Source organism: Acinetobacter septicus (genome assembly GCF_019355975.1).
Lineage (GTDB): Bacteria > Pseudomonadota > Gammaproteobacteria > Pseudomonadales > Moraxellaceae > Acinetobacter > Acinetobacter ursingii.
The window spans coordinates 953,775-970,979 of record NZ_CP079898.1 but is presented as its reverse complement, the minus strand read 5'-3'; the positions used below and the strand labels follow the sequence as shown (position 1 = coordinate 970,979).

The 17,205-nt window shown below is 40.8% G+C and carries 21 protein-coding genes; 5 read left to right on the top strand and 16 right to left on the bottom strand.

What is annotated here, in order from left to right:
- Positions 1 to 93: 93 nt before the first annotated feature.
- On the top strand, positions 94 to 1,350 hold the full coding sequence (locus tag I6L31_RS04750; RefSeq protein ID WP_005004903.1) for a GGDEF domain-containing protein: 1,257 nt from the start codon (positions 94 to 96) through the stop codon (positions 1,348 to 1,350).
- A 37-nt stretch (positions 1,351 to 1,387) separates the two neighbouring features.
- Here the strand turns inward: I6L31_RS04750 and I6L31_RS04745 are convergent, their stop codons facing one another.
- The 5 genes from I6L31_RS04745 to I6L31_RS04725 form a co-directional block, all read right to left on the bottom strand.
- Positions 1,388 to 1,786: a DUF3106 domain-containing protein gene (locus tag I6L31_RS04745; protein WP_004986859.1), complete on the bottom strand. Its 399-nt coding sequence runs from the start codon at positions 1,784 to 1,786 to the stop codon at positions 1,388 to 1,390.
- Complete coding sequence (locus I6L31_RS04740; RefSeq protein ID WP_004986858.1) at positions 1,776 to 2,096, bottom strand: hypothetical protein; 321 nt, start codon at positions 2,094 to 2,096, stop codon at positions 1,776 to 1,778. The genes I6L31_RS04745 and I6L31_RS04740 overlap by 11 nt, the downstream gene beginning before the upstream one ends.
- A complete protein-coding gene (locus tag I6L31_RS04735; RefSeq protein ID WP_004986856.1) occupies positions 2,083 to 2,706 on the bottom strand; it encodes an RNA polymerase sigma factor in 624 nt (207 codons plus the stop codon). Before I6L31_RS04735 ends, I6L31_RS04740 begins: the two co-directional genes overlap by 14 nt.
- Positions 2,707 to 2,875: 169 nt before the next feature.
- On the bottom strand, positions 2,876 to 3,652 hold the full coding sequence (locus I6L31_RS04730) for a TrmH family RNA methyltransferase (protein ID WP_005004902.1): 777 nt from the start codon (positions 3,650 to 3,652) through the stop codon (positions 2,876 to 2,878).
- Positions 3,653 to 3,702: 50 nt separating this feature from the next.
- Positions 3,703 to 4,674, bottom strand: a complete 972-nt coding sequence (locus I6L31_RS04725) for a class 1 fructose-bisphosphatase (RefSeq protein WP_004986849.1) — start codon at positions 4,672 to 4,674, stop codon at positions 3,703 to 3,705.
- A gap of 179 nt (positions 4,675 to 4,853) precedes the next feature.
- Here I6L31_RS04725 and I6L31_RS04720 point away from each other — a divergent pair, with 179 nt between their 5' ends.
- Positions 4,854 to 5,045, top strand: a complete 192-nt coding sequence (locus I6L31_RS04720; RefSeq protein ID WP_005004901.1) for an NF038105 family protein — start codon at positions 4,854 to 4,856, stop codon at positions 5,043 to 5,045.
- Between the two features lie 57 nt (positions 5,046 to 5,102).
- Here the strand turns inward: I6L31_RS04720 and pal are convergent, their stop codons facing one another.
- The 11 genes from pal to I6L31_RS04665 all read right to left on the bottom strand — a co-directional run bounded on the left by pal (position 5,103) and on the right by I6L31_RS04665 (position 14,207).
- On the bottom strand, positions 5,103 to 5,672 hold the full coding sequence (gene pal, locus I6L31_RS04715; protein WP_004986839.1) for a peptidoglycan-associated lipoprotein Pal: 570 nt from the start codon (positions 5,670 to 5,672) through the stop codon (positions 5,103 to 5,105).
- Between the two features lie 62 nt (positions 5,673 to 5,734).
- Complete coding sequence (gene tolB / locus I6L31_RS04710) at positions 5,735 to 7,018, bottom strand: Tol-Pal system beta propeller repeat protein TolB (protein WP_035272143.1); 1,284 nt, start codon at positions 7,016 to 7,018, stop codon at positions 5,735 to 5,737.
- 98 nt (positions 7,019 to 7,116) lie between these two features.
- Entirely contained in the window at positions 7,117 to 8,466 is a 1,350-nt protein-coding gene (gene tolA, locus I6L31_RS04705; RefSeq protein WP_125269729.1) for a cell envelope integrity protein TolA, read from the bottom strand.
- 3 nt (positions 8,467 to 8,469) lie between these two features.
- Entirely contained in the window at positions 8,470 to 8,916 is a 447-nt protein-coding gene (gene tolR / locus I6L31_RS04700) for a protein TolR (protein ID WP_005004891.1), read from the bottom strand.
- The gene (tolQ, locus tag I6L31_RS04695; protein WP_005004888.1) at positions 8,916 to 9,614 is read right to left on the bottom strand and encodes a protein TolQ; all 699 of its coding nucleotides are present in this window, start codon (positions 9,612 to 9,614) and stop codon (positions 8,916 to 8,918) included. The genes tolR and tolQ overlap by 1 nt, the downstream gene beginning before the upstream one ends.
- Before the next feature lie 26 nt (positions 9,615 to 9,640).
- Positions 9,641 to 10,048 carry a tol-pal system-associated acyl-CoA thioesterase gene (ybgC, locus tag I6L31_RS04690; protein ID WP_004986831.1) on the bottom strand — a complete coding sequence of 136 codons (408 nt, stop codon included), beginning with the start codon at positions 10,046 to 10,048 and terminating at the stop codon, positions 9,641 to 9,643.
- 213 nt (positions 10,049 to 10,261) lie between these two features.
- Positions 10,262 to 10,558, bottom strand: coding sequence for a Bor family protein (locus I6L31_RS04685; protein ID WP_005004885.1), 297 nt, complete (start codon positions 10,556 to 10,558; stop codon positions 10,262 to 10,264).
- A gap of 15 nt (positions 10,559 to 10,573) precedes the next feature.
- Positions 10,574 to 10,861 (bottom strand): Bor family protein, encoded by a 288-nt coding sequence (locus I6L31_RS04680; RefSeq protein WP_005004884.1) that lies wholly within the window; start codon positions 10,859 to 10,861, stop codon positions 10,574 to 10,576.
- A 335-nt stretch (positions 10,862 to 11,196) separates the two neighbouring features.
- Positions 11,197 to 12,198: a Holliday junction branch migration DNA helicase RuvB gene (ruvB, locus tag I6L31_RS04675; protein WP_005004883.1), complete on the bottom strand. Its 1,002-nt coding sequence runs from the start codon at positions 12,196 to 12,198 to the stop codon at positions 11,197 to 11,199.
- A 6-nt stretch (positions 12,199 to 12,204) separates the two neighbouring features.
- Positions 12,205 to 12,810 (bottom strand): Holliday junction branch migration protein RuvA, encoded by a 606-nt coding sequence (ruvA, locus tag I6L31_RS04670; protein WP_004996820.1) that lies wholly within the window; start codon positions 12,808 to 12,810, stop codon positions 12,205 to 12,207.
- A 56-nt stretch (positions 12,811 to 12,866) separates the two neighbouring features.
- Complete coding sequence (locus I6L31_RS04665) at positions 12,867 to 14,207, bottom strand: deoxyguanosinetriphosphate triphosphohydrolase (RefSeq protein WP_004986824.1); 1,341 nt, start codon at positions 14,205 to 14,207, stop codon at positions 12,867 to 12,869.
- A gap of 274 nt (positions 14,208 to 14,481) precedes the next feature.
- Between I6L31_RS04665 and tauA the strand changes: the two genes are divergently transcribed.
- The 3 genes from tauA to tauC are packed head-to-tail and all read left to right on the top strand — an operon-like array spanning position 14,482 to position 17,198.
- Entirely contained in the window at positions 14,482 to 15,510 is a 1,029-nt protein-coding gene (tauA, locus tag I6L31_RS04660; RefSeq protein ID WP_005004881.1) for a taurine ABC transporter substrate-binding protein, read from the top strand.
- A gap of 12 nt (positions 15,511 to 15,522) precedes the next feature.
- Positions 15,523 to 16,326, top strand: a complete 804-nt coding sequence (locus I6L31_RS04655; RefSeq protein WP_005004877.1) for a taurine ABC transporter ATP-binding protein — start codon at positions 15,523 to 15,525, stop codon at positions 16,324 to 16,326.
- Complete coding sequence (gene tauC / locus I6L31_RS04650) at positions 16,323 to 17,198, top strand: taurine ABC transporter permease TauC (protein ID WP_005004876.1); 876 nt, start codon at positions 16,323 to 16,325, stop codon at positions 17,196 to 17,198. The genes I6L31_RS04655 and tauC overlap by 4 nt, the downstream gene beginning before the upstream one ends.
- The last annotated feature ends 7 nt before the right edge of the window (positions 17,199 to 17,205 follow it).

The window sequence follows — 17,205 nt, the reverse complement described above, 5'->3', positions numbered from 1 at the left end:
CAGTTTTATGGATAAAAAGCGAAATCAGGTTGATAAAAGTCATGTTAAGTGTATTATTTTTATTCAAATAAGGATGATTTCTTGCAGGGTGTAATGGATTATAAATACAACCTTGACGAGCTTCATAAAAGAAAAGAAGAAGTTGAACAGCTTTCACATGTACGTGAAAAACAGACCAATCGGGCTTTACCAAGGGTATTGGAAAAGCAGTTCTGGAATATGCATATTGAGCGTACACGGCTAAATACTATTCAATTTTTTTGGAGCGGTCTCGTCACCTATATTATTTTTATGTTATTGACGGTTCCTGGTGATTATATGGTCATCGAGAAACAATATTTTATTTCAGATTTTGTTCGATGTCTTTTAAGCGTGATCAATGGGGCGGTATGTTTATTGGTTTATGTCGCTTTTGCCAAAATTTCATCATTAAGGCCATATTTTTATCAGGCAGCCTATACGATCGTGCTTTGGGCAATTGTTGTCACATCAATTCTGATGATGACTGTACAGAGCGAGGCACTTAAAAATCAGGCGATGTTATTGATCTCATTTATATATATGTTGGGTTTTATTCTGAGTGGGCTAAAACCTATACATATGTTAATGGTCGGAATGCTATCTGCATTGATTACGTTGACGTGGCTTACAGTTTTTAATATTGATTTTCATCTGGTGATTTTAACGCGCGCTTTAATCGGGAGTTGTTTATTAGGTTTTGCCATTAGTTCAATGTTGGTATCTAAAGAAAGAATGTTGTTTTTAAATGCAAAGCTTTCTGAAATTAATGAAAATATTCAGCGCATTCATGCCTCTGAATTTTTACATCTGAGTCAGCATGATGGATTAACCCAACTTTCTAACCGACGAACTTTCGATGAAATGTTAGATGTGTTCTATTTACAGACCCGAAGGGATAACAGCTCTTTAGGAATTTTGTTTATCGATATCGATTTTTTTAAAAATTATAATGATTTTTATGGGCATCAGATGGGTGATCATGTCATAGCCAGTCTGGCAAAAGCCATAAAAAATTCGATTCGGCACATGGACTTCGTGGCTCGCTATGGGGGCGAAGAATTTGTGGTGTTATTACCTGAAACCGATACACAAGGGGCTTATGCAGTTGCATCGAATATTTATCGTTCGATTGAACGGCTTGAAATTCATCATGAAAAATCGCTAGTTTCGAAGCAAATCACGATTAGTTTAGGAATAACAGTATATCGGGGTGAAGCCAATATTGATCAACAAGAACTACTCTCGTATGCGGATCAAGCCTTATATCGTGCAAAAAAATTGGGTCGTAATCAGATTTATTATCATTCACTACGTGGTAATCAAGTTTAGTCAATAAAAAACCAGTCTTTAACGACTGGCTTTTTGATCAGTGAGATTGGGGCGTCAAATATTTTTCTATGTATTCTTCACGTATTGCAGCACGCTCCTCTAAAGGGGCCTTTTGCATACGTTTACGCAAATCATTTCTTTCCTGAGTGCTCATCTTTTGCCATGCGTCACGCATTTTTTGCTTTTCTTGCTCAGGCAATTGAGTAAACCAATCCATTCTTTGCTGTAAATCAACAGATTGATCTTTGGGTTCATCTTTTAAAGACTCATAACGTTTGATCAATGCACGTTGTTCATTTTCGGATAAGGTATTCCACGTTTCATTGACTTTGGTATCTGCACTTTTTGAAAATATCCAAAAGCGTTCAAAACCAGCAAAACTGGTTTGTAAAAAACTAAGCGCACAGAGTGCCAGCGCTATTTTTTTAGCTACCATGTGGAACTTTATCCTCACCTAAAACACTCAGCATTTCCAAATCTTCCACCATTTGTGGTGAAAGTTTTGGACTTGCCATCACCTGATTTTGTGATTGATCCGACGTATCAAAGCTAGCAGGTAAAATGACAAATCCTGTAATCGCCGCAGCGAGAGCAAAGCCAGACATTTTCCAGATATGATAAAAAGATCGTGGTTCCCGCTTAATCGTATCCAAAACGTTGGCGATGACCTGAGGTTTATGCTTATGGTGACGTGCAAGTCCATCAAGCTTGGACGTTACCTGCTTGGTAAAATCATCTCGATTCATCTGATGAACCTCCCAAAGATGGATTTAAATGAGCTAAAGCAGTACGAAGCCCTTGAATAGCGCGATGATAATGCGTTTTTACACTGCCTTCGCTACAATTCATGATCTGTGCAGTGGTTTGTGTATCAAAGCCTTCCCACGCACGTAACATAAATGCTTGCTGCTGACGTAGCGGAAGTTCTGCAATGGCTTCTTGAATTTCTTCAATGGTGACTTCCTGACTTAAAAAATCTGAAGGATTCAGTGTTGTTTCATCAACAACCTCAATGACTTCATCATTATCACTATCAAGACTCACCTTTTTAAAAAAAGAAAAAGGATTAGATCGGCGCGCTTCTTTACGTCGCCAGTCCTGTAATTTGTTATTTAAAATCGTATAGAACAGGGGATACCATTCATCAAGAGTTTTATCGGCATAAGATTTGTGTAAAGAAATAAAAGCTTCCTGTACCAAATCCATCGCTATACCTTGTTGCCCCTGTGTTGCACTTTCCATCATGACCAGCGCGCGTCCTGTGACTTCATTCATAAAATGTTTTAGGCGATGTTCAGCCGTATTCACATGAACACTATCAACTTCTGATCCAGACTGCTTTGGCGCTAAGTCCATAGAAATGGAAAATCCTGTCATTCGATCCCCATTCTTCCTTTTTTACAGTTACCTACTATATAACGCAGAAAAGAAAGAATAGGTTGACAATATAAGATGTTATTTTGACAGATTTAAGTTTAAATGATTTTTTTCAAATGATTGAGCCGCTTTAATATAAATTAACGATTTAAAGACGTTGTCGAACCATTTCAAAAAAGCAAATTGAGCCTGCAATTGCGACATTAAGAGATTCCTGTCCGCCAGGCTGTGGAATCGCGACTGCTTGCGCATGGCCGAGGGCATAATCAGAGGCCCCTTGACCTTCGTTACCTAAAATCCAGACGCAAGGCTTAGTTAAATTTTGTTCGTATAAACTATTTGAACGATGTGAACTGGTAACAAATACTGGGATGTTAAATTGATCTAGTAAGCTTTCAAGTTCAATATTTTCAAAGGTATGTAAACTAAAATGCGCACCCATACCTGCACGGAGTACGCGAGGTGACCAAAGCGATGCAGAGCCTTTAGTACAAATAACTTGTTTGATATTGGCAGCAGCAGCGGAGCGTAAAAGAGTACCTACATTACCTGGATCCTGAATATTTTCCAAAATAAGCGTATCTGCCTGAAAATCCAGTGCTGTGCTACTTTGCGGTAAATCTATCACCGCGAGACAAGCTAAACTGGTGCCCAATGTACTAATGTCTTTGTACAAAGTTTCACTAATGACAAAAACAGCGCCATTATATTGTTCAATAATCGCTTGTAAATCTGAATGCTCTAAAGCAGCTTCAGTAGTAAAAAGCGAGACAAGTTTGCCTTTTTCCTGCAACCATGACAGGCACAGATGAGTTCCATCAAGCACCGTTTGACGTTGTTTTTTTCGGTAGGCTTGTTGCTCAATGAGACTGCGCAAATGCTTAATTTTAGCGTTGTCTTTGGATTCAAGAAAAATAATAGCCATAAAAGAAAATCCACGATGATGCGGTGAAGCATCATCGCTATAAAAAATAATTAATGGTAACTGGTTACCAGCTCAACTTCTTGTTTAGAGCCAATGATCACAGGGACACGTTGATGTAATTCAGTGGGCTGAATCTCTAAAATACGGACACGGCCTGTCGTAGATGCGCCACCAGCCTGTTCGATCAGCATGCTCATCGGGTTGGCTTCATACATTAAACGTAAACGTCCTGCTTTCTTTGGATCCTTTAAATCATAAGGATAAAGGAAAATACCGCCACGACATAAAATACGATGAATATCACCCACCATACATGCGACCCAGCGCATATTGAAGTCTTTTGCACGAACTGAGGTTTTTCCTGCAAGAAGTTCATCAATATAACGTTTTACAGGCTGCTCCCAATGACGCTGGTTAGAAGCATTAATGGCAAATTCTTGTGTCTCTTCACTGACTTTGACTTGATCAGCCGTCAGAATAAATTGCTGACTTTCTGGATCATAAGTAAAGAATGCAACACCATTGCCAACAGTTAAAGCCAACATCGTAGATGGGCCATACAAAACATAACCTGCTGCAACTTGTTCAGTTCCAGCTTGCATGAAATCAGCCGCTTGAGTGACTGCATTTTTGGCAGGTAAAATTGAAAAGATGGTACCGACGCACATATTGATATCAATGTTACTAGAACCATCAAGTGGATCAAATAACACCAAATATTTACCATTTGCTTGAGCGGGTGTGAAATCATCGAGTTCTTCAGACGCCAAACCACCGACATGTGGGTGAACTTTTAATGCATCAATTAAATAATCATTTGAGATAACATCCAGTTTTTTCTGGGTTTCACCTTGAACGTTTTCATTTTCTGCACTCCCCAGAATGCCTGCCAAAGCACCTTTTTGTAATGCCTGATCAATGGTATTACAAGTAGCGGCAATGGTTTCAATCACTTGAGCAAGTTCAGGTGTCAAATGGCCTGATTGTTGTTGTAAATATTGCGTCAAATTCAGGTTTGACATACAGGAAAACTCCAAAATGAAAAGGGTCGTTTAGAAATGGCTATAGTGTAGATGAGATCGACCTAAAAGAAAAATTATATGACTTTATTTGTTGCGATTTTATGCTTGCAAGTGTTTGGCAACGTGCTATGTTGAATAGCAATAAGGACATGAAAAATCTGTACCAGAGGAGACGAGGCATGACGACCAAAACTTTCGGTGCGATGCCAACCCCAAACGAAGCGATTAGTCTCGATGAAATTTCAAAAGAGTCTGTAGATGAAGCGTGGAAGGGGTATGAGGCAAAACCTGAATATAAAGAGTTTAATAAACACGATTTAATTGAATCCATGCATCCGCCTAAGGCAGAGCAGGAACAACAAAGTCCCTAAATTAAAAAATCGCTTAGAGTCTGAGACTTTAAGCGATTTTGATGATCTAAAGAATCATTATTTCAATAGGGGTGGAACAGCTTCGTAGTTAATTTCTACACGGCGGTTTTCTTTCCACGCTGCTTCATCATGCCCTGCATTTACAGGCATTTCTTTACCATAGCTCACCGCTTCTAATTGTTGCGGATTGACACCATTGGTAATCAAAAAGCTTTGAACGGCTTTGGCACGACGTTCACCTAAAGCCATGTTGTATTCACGTGTACCACGTTCATCGGTATGCCCAGTGAGCGCAACACGTGAATTTGCATTTGCCATTAAAAACTGAGCATGCGCTTGTAGCGTTTGATAATCTTCAGAAGATAAGTCACTGCTGTCATAATCAAAGTGAACCACACGTTTTGCAAGTGCAGCACGATTTGCGGCAGTCACACCTTTTGATGACGCACCTGTTAGGTTCTGAGCATTTAATGCAGCATCGTCACTCAACCCAGATGTATTGACAGTGCCAGCACTATTTGGATTATTTCCTGCTTGAATTTCAGCAGCAGGTTTACGGCTTGCGCAGCCTGTCATAATGACAGCAGTTGCGAGTACGGGTAAAACGAATAATTTAACGGCTTTCATTGTGATCTCCATCTAATTCAGTTAAAAAATATAAGTGCTTTATCGTCATTTAGGCGACCAATTTATTTAGGTGCCCAAGCAGGTTCACGAACTTCGCCTTGTTCACTTGGTAAATTCATGCGGAATCGACCATCTGTGGACATCACAGAGAGTAGCCCACGATTACCTTCGCGAGTGGCATAAACCACCATTTGGCCATTTGGTGAAAAACTTGGCGATTCATCTAAACTGGTTGGGGTCAAAATATTTACGATGCCCGTCGAAATATTCATAATAGCCACTTTGTAATTGCTACCCGATGGGCGATGTACCAGTGCAATATTTTTTCCATCTGCACTTAAAGTTCCACGGGCATTGAAAGCACCTCGGAAAGTGAGTCGGTTAACAGAAGCATCATCAAAACTATAGCGATAAATTTGTGCTGAACCGCCGCGATCAGAAGTAAAAATAAAAGACTTTCCATCTGGCGCATAACGAGCTTCTGTATCAATCGCACTGTCATTGGTCATCCGTTGCAGTTGACGGGTTTCCAGATTCATTTGATAGACTTCTGGGTTGCCATGCATAGATGCAGTAAACAACATCGACTTACCATCAGGTGAAAAACTTGGCGCGCCGTTTAGACCTTTAAAGCTAGCCAACACTTCACGTTGACCTGTTGCCAAATCTTGTAAATAAATCGCTGGACGTTTTGTTTCAAACGAAACATACGCGATTTTTTTTGCGTCAGGTGTCCATGCAGGTGAAAGAATCGGATCACGCGAAGACAACACCGTTTTAGGCTGCTCGCCGTCAGTATCTGCGATTTGTAAAGTATAGCGCTGTTCAGGTGTGGCGGGGTTACGTAGGACATAGGCAATACGGCCACTAAAGTCACCTTGAATCCCTGTTAATGCCTGATAAATGGCATCACTGATCATGTGTGCAGCTTGACGCACACGCGAATTGGGTACGGTTAATAATTCATTCAACAAAAACTGCTTTTTTTGTACGTCATAAAGTTGATAATGCACTTCAGAGCTATTATTGGCGGCAGGCTTGATATTTCCCACAACAACATAAGGAATACCCGCCGCTTGCCATGCATCTGTCTGAATCTGATCAATGGCACCTGTAACAGGTAAATTATTGGATGCACTGGTAAAACGACCCGAACGGTTTAGGTCATTTTCAACAATAGGATAAATGGATTGATCATTGGCAAAGGGAACAATCGCAATTTTAGGTGCTTGTTCTGGTGCTTTGGCGATTTCAAGATGCAGTTGTGCAAATGCTTGGGGAACAAAAGCTGAACTCAGTGCAGTAATGATAGCGATTGATAAGAGATGTTTGCGATTCATATCCATAGTCGTATTGTGAGAGCGGCTCATTTTTGTGGAATAAAAGTATTTAGCATAATTACAGGGTCAAAATCCATTTAAACCATGTAATTATGACCAAAATATTATTTAGCAGTAAATGTTGATGTGAAAGTTCTTGCTTCACGACGTGCATCTGCATCAGAAGGCATCGGGTAAGGTGCGGCTGAACGAACAGCAGCTTCTACACTCGCTTTCATATCTGGATCACTTGCATTTACAATCACGGAGGCAACAGCACCACTGTCGGTTAAGGTGACACGAGCAGTTGCTTTTTTACCCGATGATCCCATTGGAATATCCCAAGTGCGATAGATTTTCTGCTCAAAATCACGTTTTGCTGTGGATGCAATTTTTTTAGCGTCAGCTTTTTTCTGAGCCGCTTCTTCAGTGGCTTGCTTGGCAGCCGAGGCTTTTGCTTCCGCATCTGCCTCAGCTTTTCGTTTGGCATCCGCTTCTGCTTTCGCTTTGGCATCTGCTTCATGTTTTGCTTTTGCTGCTGCATCGGCTTTAGCTTTTGCATCTGCTTCATGTTTCGCTTTTGCCGCAGCATCGGCTTTAGCTTTTGCATCTGCCTGTTGTTTTGCCTTTGCTGCCGCATCTGCTCTAGCTTTTGCATCTGCCTGTTGTTTTGCCTTTGCTGCCGCATCTGCTCTAGCTTTTGCATCTGCCTGTTGTTTTGCCTTTGCTGCTGCATCAGCTTTGGCTTTGGCATCCGCTTCATGTTTTGCTTTAGCTGCTGCATCAGCTTTAGCTTTGGCATCCGCTTGTTGTTTTGCTTTAGCTGCTGCATCAGCTTTAGCTTTGGCATCCGCTTGTTGTTTTGCTTTAGCTGCTGCATCAGCTTTAGCTTTGGCATCCGCTTGTTGTTTTGCCTTTGCTGCTGCATCAGCTTTAGCATTCGCCTGTTGTTTCGCTTTTTCCGCGGCCTCTGCCTTAGCTTTGGCATCTGCCTGTTGTTTCGCCTTTTCCACTGCTTCTGCTTTAGCATCCGCTTGTTGTTGTGCTTTAGCCGCGGCCTCTGCTTTGGCTTTCACGTCAGCTTGCTGTTTTGCTTTAGCAGCAGCTTCAGCTTTCGCGTCGGCTTGTTGTTTCGCCTTTTCTGCTGCTTCCGCTTTGGCTTTTTCAATGGCTTCAGTGGATTTGGTTAAAGCAGGGGGAGGTGTTGGACTGCTTGGAATAACAGGTGCTGTAACTTCAGGTTCTTGTGTAGTTTGAATTTGTTCAGCAACTTGGGTGCTCGTTGTTTCTGTTTCTTGAACAGGAATCGCTAAATCCGCAGGATTGACCAGCACAGTTGTGATTTTTTTAGGTGGTTCAGGCGGTTTACTTAAACCTAAATAAAGCAAGCCGACAATTGCAAGGGCATGTACGCCAAGCGTAAAACCAATTGCAATTGCTTTTTCCTGAAAAGGTGGCTTTTGAAAATTCTTCATAACTTACTTTAATGGCTCAGTGAGTAGACCAACTTGGGTTAAACCCGCTTCTTGCAAGCTTGACATTAAAGAAACCACATCACCATATGGTCTGGTTTTTTCACCGTTAACCAATACCGTTATTTTTTGATTGCTTTCGTCTGCTTGAGTTTGTGCATCACCTAAAATTTCTTTTAACTGAGATAAAGAAACTTGTTCTTCGTTATGTTCTTTATATTTCAGATAAATATTGCCGTCTTGTCCTAATGTGACAATCGCGGGTTCTTTGGTTTCAATCGGAGTATTGGTCGCTTGCGGTAAATCAACTTTGATCCCACTGGTAATCATCGGTGCTGTTACCATGAAAATCACCAGTAATACGAGCATCACATCGATATACGGCACGACATTCATATCACTTTTTAATGGTTTTTTGATACGCTCAAAGCGTCCTGAACGCTGAATGGCCATTAAACTTCTTCCTGTGTAGAACCCACAGACTGACGTTGTAATAATGCCACCATTTCCTCAGCAAAAAGCGCACGATCTGAATAAATCGCTTCGCCTTTCGCGGTATAGTGGTTAAAAGCGAGTACCGCAGGAATGGCTGCAAATAAACCGATTGCAGTGGCAATCAAGGCTTCGGCAATCCCTGGCGCAACGGTAGCAAGTGTTACCTGATCGACATCAGCCAAGCCAATAAACGCATTCATGATGCCCCAAACGGTTCCAAATAAACCGACATAAGGCGCAACTGAACCAATACTGGCCAATGCACCAAGCCCTTGTTCAAGGATACTTTGATCGCGGCTTAAACCGACACGTAAAATACGTTCAGTTCCTTCAATGGTCTGGTTTGCAGTAGCATGACGTTTTTTTAGTTTAAAAAACTCGCCTAAGCCTTGATAAAAAATATCTTCCAGACCATGACGTTTTGAATTTAACTGAGCATTGTTATAAAGCGTATTGAGTTCAGCACCCGACCAGAACATTTTTTGGAAATGCTCATCTTGTTGTGCCGCTTTCTTATAGCCCATATGTAACTTGGCGATCAGATACCAGCTATAAATTGATGCCAAAAGTAATAAAAGCATGACTGCCTGAACGACAGGGCTTGCTTGTAAAATAAGATCAGAAATATGTAGAGAAGATTGGATCTGTGTTGCCATAGTTACATGTGCCAAAGTATGTTTTTTTAATCTTGTTCCAGTTCTTGAAGAATAAGATTGCGAATTTCATCAGGGAGTCGGCGTGGCCGCATTTCTGTGTTTAAACATGCCAGTTCAACCTCGCCAGAAGCAAGCATGATTTCACCACGATAAATATTTTGTTGCAATACAAATGACGAAGCTTTACATGAAAGTACACTCGCTGTAACAGTAATCATATCGTCCATCATAATCGGACGCATGTATTTCAATGCGATTTTATGTACGACAAAATTATAATCTTTTTGATGCCAATAATGATCGATGCCAGAAGCACGTAGCCATTCTGTACGAGTCCGTTCCATAAAGCGGATATGATTGGCATGATAAACGATACCACCAGCATCTGTATCTTCAATATATACGCGAATTTTGAACTCAAAAAGATTAGCCATATTTTTAACCTATTTCTACATACTGTGAGCAATTGAGGGAATGATATTGCTTCAATGACAGGATGGAAATAGTAATAAATAACATCTTGTTGGTGGAGATGATAATTACGTCTAATAATTAAACAAGCTCGATTCAGTTGATTTTAATTTTAAGATTATCTGTGGATTAAGATGTAATAACTACCTTAGTATGATTAAGGTAGTTTTAAAAAATTATTCTTGACAATATACATTTGCTGTATGTGGTGTATAAATGCCTAAAGTAATGATTCCAAAGAATAAGTCCTTTGGTTCAAGTTTACTTTGAACTTTTGCAACTTTATCTGCTCCACCGCAGATATTTGCTGCATTAACTTGTTTTTCCTGTCCAATACCAGAAAGAAAAAATGATTGTGATTCAGAGTATTTAGGTGTTACAGATGCACTTTTATGAATTAGGCCAGTTTGTGTTGCACAGCCTGTAGTTAATACTATACTGCCAATCATTAGTATTGCCATGATATTTTTCATATTTTTTCTCCAGTGCTATTTGCAATAAACTAAGATTTGACGTGGTGTATATACACCATATGAAATTTGTCCAAGAAGACCATTCAAAAAGGTTATTTTGGTTTGAACTTTTGCAACTTTATCTGCGCCACCACAGATATTAGTTGCATCAATTTGTTTTTCTTGCCCAATGCCTGAAACAAAAAAAGCTTGCATTTTATTATATGATGGCGCGCTATTTCCTTGATTGGATAGTAAATAAGTCTGAGTAGCACACCCAGAACTCAATAAACTTATAAGGCCTACAAAAACTAGTTTTTTCATTTTTACTCCAGATTGTACTATTTTCTTTTAAAACAGGGCTTTAAAAGCGACTGGATTGTAAGTTATTGTAAAGATAATTACTAGGTTTTTGAATTTAAAAACAAAAGTTACACTTTGCTAGGGAATAACATTTTTAGTTTTGATTTCCAAAGTTACTCTTCGTTTTGCGGAAGAAAGCTTAAAGCGATGCATGAAGTTTATTTAACGCTTTTACTCAAAGCATAGCTGTTCGTCTTGCGCCGCTAAAAAGCCTTAAAAAGATGCTTGAAGTTTTCTTAACGCGTTTACTCGAAGCATAGCTTCTCGTCTTGCGCAGCGGCAAAACGTTGTTTTGCTTATCGCTGCTCAGGTGGGGTGATTCCAAATTGCGCATAAGCTTGATTGGTCGCAATTCGGCCTCGTGCAGTTCGCATCACGTAGCCTTGTTGGATCAAATACGGCTCAATGACATCCTCCAAAGTCCCACTATCTTCAGCCATTGCGGCAGCAAGGGCTTCAACTCCTGCGGGACCACCTTCAAAGCGTTCCAGTATCATACTCAGGTAACGTCGGTCGAGTGTATCTAAGCCAGATTTATCGACATTAAGCATGTCCAGTGCGCGTTGTGCCATGTCCTGAGTGACTTCACCTGTGCCTTTGACCTGAGCATAGTCACGTACACGACGTAATAAACGATTGGCAATACGTGGTGTACCACGCGAACGTCGCGCAATTTCTTCGGAACCTGTTCGGGTAATCGGTACATCCATTAAGTTGGCAGAGCGAGTGACAATATGCGTTAAATCTTCAACCGAATAAAATTCCAAACGTTGCACAATCCCGAAACGATCACGCAACGGTGAGGTGAGCAAGCCTGCGCGTGTTGTTGCAGCAACCAGTGTAAACGGCGGTAAGTCCAGTTTAATTGAACGTGCCGCTGGACCTTCGCCAATCATAATATCCAGTTGATAGTCTTCCATCGCTGGATATAAAATTTCTTCAATAACAGGAGAAAGACGATGAATTTCATCGATAAATAACACATCGCCTTCTTCAAGATTGGTGAGCATGGCAGCCAAATCACCAGCCCGTTCCAGCACAGGCCCAGAAGTGGATTTTAAATTGCCTCCCATTTCTCGGGCAATAATATTGGCAAGTGTGGTTTTACCGAGTCCGGGTGGACCAAAAATCAGGGTGTGATCCAGTGCTTCACCACGACCACGCGCAGCACCAATGAAAATTTCCATTTGCTCACGTACCACGGGCTGACCAATATAGTCTGCCAAAGAAGTTGGTCGAATGGCACGATCGAATTGATCTTCTGGTTTTTCTTTGCCACTAATTAAACGGTCATGCATGATTGGTTACTTCATCATTGATTTGAGTGCAGCACGAATTAAGTCTGCGGCTTCAGTATAATCAGCTTTCACCGCAGCCACTGCTTTTTGTGCTTCAATCGGTTTGTAGCCTAATGATTGTAATGCAGCTTCCGCTTCGGCAACAGGAGAGTTAGATACAAACTGAATTTGCGAAATACTATTGTTTGAGGTCGCACTGCCTTGATTTGCAAGTGCTTTGAAACGGTCACGAAGTTCGATCATCAAACGTTCAGCAGTCTTTTTACCCACACCCGGAACTTTCACCAAGGTATTGATATCATCATGTTCAATGGTTTGGATCAAAAGCTCAACGCTTAAAGTCGATAAAATACCCAGTGCCATTTTAGGGCCAACACCATTAACCTTCAGCAAGGTACGGAAAATGGTCTTTTCCTGTGCTTCTAAAAAACCATAAAGTTGTTGAGCATCTTCACGCACCACTAAATGCGTCCACAAGGTTGCTTTTTGCCCTTTTTGGAGTTGGCAAAATGTTGAAAGTGGCGTATCAATTTCATAGCCAACACCATTGACATTCAGGAGTACCGTAGGTGCTTCCAGTGCAAATACTTCACCAATTAAACAACCGATCATTGAAAACTTATTTCCTAAAATAATATAAAAATTAGATGTCCGAAATCATCCCGACATTACATAAAACTGGCACGACGACCTTGTAGTACCTGAGCGAGATCATAAGCTTGGTGATCTGAAAATTTACTAATAATATCCAATATTTGCATAATATTTTGGTAGTGATTGTCCTGAAAATTGGCACCAAATTGCTGCAAAATGGACATCAGCCGTTTCTCTTTAAAACTCAAAGCTTTTTGCGGTACGGACAATGGAATAAATGCATCCAGAATCGATTGCAAACTACTATGTGCAATTATTTCCAGATCGGACTTTTGCCGATGCTCAAAAATTTTATTGCGCGCCAAATCTTTGGCTTTTTCGATTCCCACGCCAATATCCGCAGGGCAATATTCTAAAAGTGTTCCCTGTAATTGTCCTGATAATATTTCAACATGATGTCGGGCAAAGGCACTGGAAACCTCAGCAACCAGGCGTTTCATGACTCGTCCACGCAAAGCGGCAATTTTTTGTTGCCAAGTGGTATTACGTTGACCCAATTCGTCAGGAATCCCATAATCTGCAATTAAATTTAGAAAAATAGGCTCAACTTCTTCATAAGTCAGCATATTTAAAATAATACCATCTTCCAGATCAATCAGTGCATAACACATGTCATCTGCTGCTTCGAGCAAATAAGTCAGAGGATGACGACAGTAATGATATTCACCCAATTGAATCAGTCCAAGCTGATCAGCAATTTCGACCAAAATTTCTTTTTCAGTCTGATAGCAACCAAATTTTGCACGTTGGTTGGAAGGACGGTCGCCTTGTGACTCAATGGTTTTAGACAACCAAGGATATTTTAAATAAGCACCTAACGTAGCGTGAGTCAGACGCATACCGCCATCATCAGGATGATAATCAATACGTGTTAATAAGCGTAAACCTTGTGCATTGCCCTCAAACTGGCGCACATCAGCTTCTTCTTCGGGGCTAAGTTCTTTTAAAAAATCATTGTGAGAGGCGTCATCAAACCATTCGCGAATCGCATATTCGCCTGCATGTCCATAAGGTGGATTGCCAATATCATGGGCTAGACACGCAGCTTGAATAATGGCACCGACATCAGAGGGTGAAATCCACGCGGGTAAATCGTCTTTTATTTTTTCGGCGGTCATCATGCCTAGTGAACGACCAATGCAAGATACTTCAAGAGAATGGGTCAGGCGAGTATGGATACCGTCTTGCAGTGCAAAGGGGTGAACCTGCGTTTTACGATTAAGCTGACGAAAACTTTGCGAAAATATGATCCGATCATAATCTTTATGAAAAGGGCTTCGTCCCAGTTCTGTTGTACTTTTTTTACTACCTAAACGAACTGCTGAAAGCAGCTCCATCCAACGCATTTGTTCCATTTATAACTGTTCTTGAGAGATCTACTTTGCATCATGCCAAAAAAATATTGAAAGCACTAGGGTAGTGCGACATGATTTGTCTGCTATCTGTATTTTTATCAATTTATCCAAATACTTTATAGACATTTTATAAGCTTGGGAAGAATGATTGAATCGAGCCATTTTTTATAATTTCTATTTTAAAAATATTTATAAGTAATCCATTTTTTATTATTTTAAATTATAAAGTAGAGTGCCATACCATTGATAACAATAGCGACTTTTATCAAATGTTATGAGTAAGAAAAATTCTAAACCTTTATGGATTACAACAATCGTCCTAGTGGCGATTGTTACATTTATTATTTATCAAAATCGTAAAGGTCAAGATCAAACATCTGCTGCGCAAACTGTCGGTGGTCAATCGGTGATTGTTGCCTACCAAACTGGTGTTGATCCGAGCAAAGTTGCACAGGCAAACGGTGATTATGAAAAAGACAGTAATCAGCACATTCAATGGAAAAAATTTGATGCAGGTTCAGATGTCGTCAATGCGCTGGCTTCAGGCGATGTGGTGATTGGCAATATTGGATCAAGTCCCTTGGCTGCGGCAGCCAGTCGAAATGTCCCTATTGAAGTATTTTTAATTACTGCAAAATTGGGTGGATCAGAGGCATTGGTGGTCAGTCAAAAATCTAATATTCAGTCGCCACAGGATTTAATAGGTAAAACCATTGCAGTGCCTTTTGTTTCAACCACCCATTACAGTTTATTGTCTGCGCTGAAACATTGGGGGATTCCTGAAAATCAGGTCAAAATTATTAATTTACGCCCACCAGAAATTGCTGCGGCTTGGGAACGTGGCGATATTGACGCTACTTATGTCTGGGAACCCGCTTTAAGCAAAGCCAAAGCAACAGGGAAGGTACTTACTGACTCTAAACAAGTGGGGGAATGGGGTGCACCGACTTATGACCTATGGGTCGTGCGTAAAGACTTTGCAGAAAAGAATCCAGATTTCATCAAATCTTTTGTTAAAACCACATTGAAACAAATCGATGCTTATCAGCAAAATCCACAAGCATTTGTGCAAGATCAAGCAAATATCGACAAGATTGCCAAACTGACAGGTTCAGATCCAAAAGATATTCCATTGTTATTGTCAGGAAATGATTATCTCAATCTCGAACAGCAACAAAAAACATTATCAGGTGAGTTTGCTAAAAATATTTTCGATACAGCGACTTTTTTGAAAAGTCAGGGCAAGGTCGATCAAGTTAAAGCAAGTTATGCCGAAAATGTCACGACCGCCTTTTTGCAATAATTGGAGTGTGCCATGAGTACCTTGAAAGCTGAACATGTGCAATTACAGTTTCCAAAGCAATCATTACCTGTTTTGCAGGAAGTCAATCTCTCGATCGAATCGGGCTCTTTGAATGTAATTTTGGGCGAATCTGGCTGTGGTAAAACCACATTGCTCAATATTTTGGCGGGCTTCCAAAAAGTAGATGCAGGCCAAGTCAAAATTGATGATGAAGTTTTGAACGGCCCTGATGCACGTCGTGCGGTGGTCTTTCAGGATCATGCCTTATTGCCTTGGCTCAATGTCGAGCAAAATGTTGGTTTTGCTTTGGAGCTTAAAGGGTTAAGGGAAAGTGAAATCGAACAACAAGTGACTTCGATTTTAAACATTGTGGGGCTGTCTCACGTAGCCAAAGGCAATATCTGGGAGCTTTCAGGGGGCATGAAGCAGCGTGTGGGGATCGCGCGTGCTTTGGTCAGTCATGCGCCTTTTATTCTATTGGATGAACCTTTTGCAGCGCTGGATGCCTTTACACGTGAAACTATGCAACAACTGGTTTTGGATTTATGGATTCAGCAAAATAAGGGCTTTTTCCTGATTACGCATGATATTGAAGAAGCCTTATTACTGAGCCAACAGTTGGTGTTGATGACCGCTCATCCTGGAAAAATTGTGCAGACATTGCATTTAAATTTTGCGGAGCGTTATCGGGCAGGAGAGTCGATTCGTTCGATTAAATCTGATCCTGAATTTATCGCTTTGCGGGAACAGTTGTTTGAGCGACTACGCGAACAAAAGCAACAACGAAAACAACCTAGCTATGAGGTGTTGACATGAATATTCGAACTGAGTCGGTCAGTTACAAAAATCAGATCGCAAAGAGTAATACGACAGCACGTCCAACACAGCGTTCTTTCGGAAATTTTCGCGTGTGGTTCACTCGACATCATCGTCTGGCATTAAGTGCGCTAAGTGTTTTTAGTGTGTTATTGCTGTGGTTTTTGATTACTGCTTTACATCTTGTGCCTGCATTATTTTTACCGAGTCCCCAAGCAGTCTGGCAAAAGTTTTTGGAAGTCAGTCAGCAGGGATTTATGAAAGCCACACTTTGGCAACATTTGGCGGCCAGTATTTCTAGAGTTTTATTTGCTTTGCTTGCTGCGATTGCAATCGGTGTTCCCGTTGGATTATGGATGGGGCTGAATAAATATGCGCGAGCGGTGCTTGATCCCTTGGTTGAATTATTACGACCTATCCCACCTTTGGCATATTTACCATTACTCGTCATTTGGTTTGGTATTGGCGAAACCACCAAAATTTTACTGATCTTTTTTTCGATTTTGGCACCTGTGATTATCAGTAGTACACATGGCGTGATCAGTCATCAGCTGAATCGTGAACGTGCTGCTTTGTCACTCGGTGCAACACAGGCACAAGTGTTTTGGAAAGTGATTTTACCTACAGCCTTACCACACATTTTAACAGGAATCAGAATTGGACTTGGTGTGGGTTGGTCAACATTGGTCGCAGCAGAATTGGTGGCGGCTGATCGTGGTATTGGCTTTATGGTGCAATCGGCTGCGCAATTCCTGATTACCGATACGGTGATTTTAGGGATTATTGTGATTGCTGTGGTTGCGGTCAGCTTTGAATTATTTTTACGTTGGTTACAACAGCAATTATCTCCCTGGTATGGCCAGCAGTTATAGGGTATAG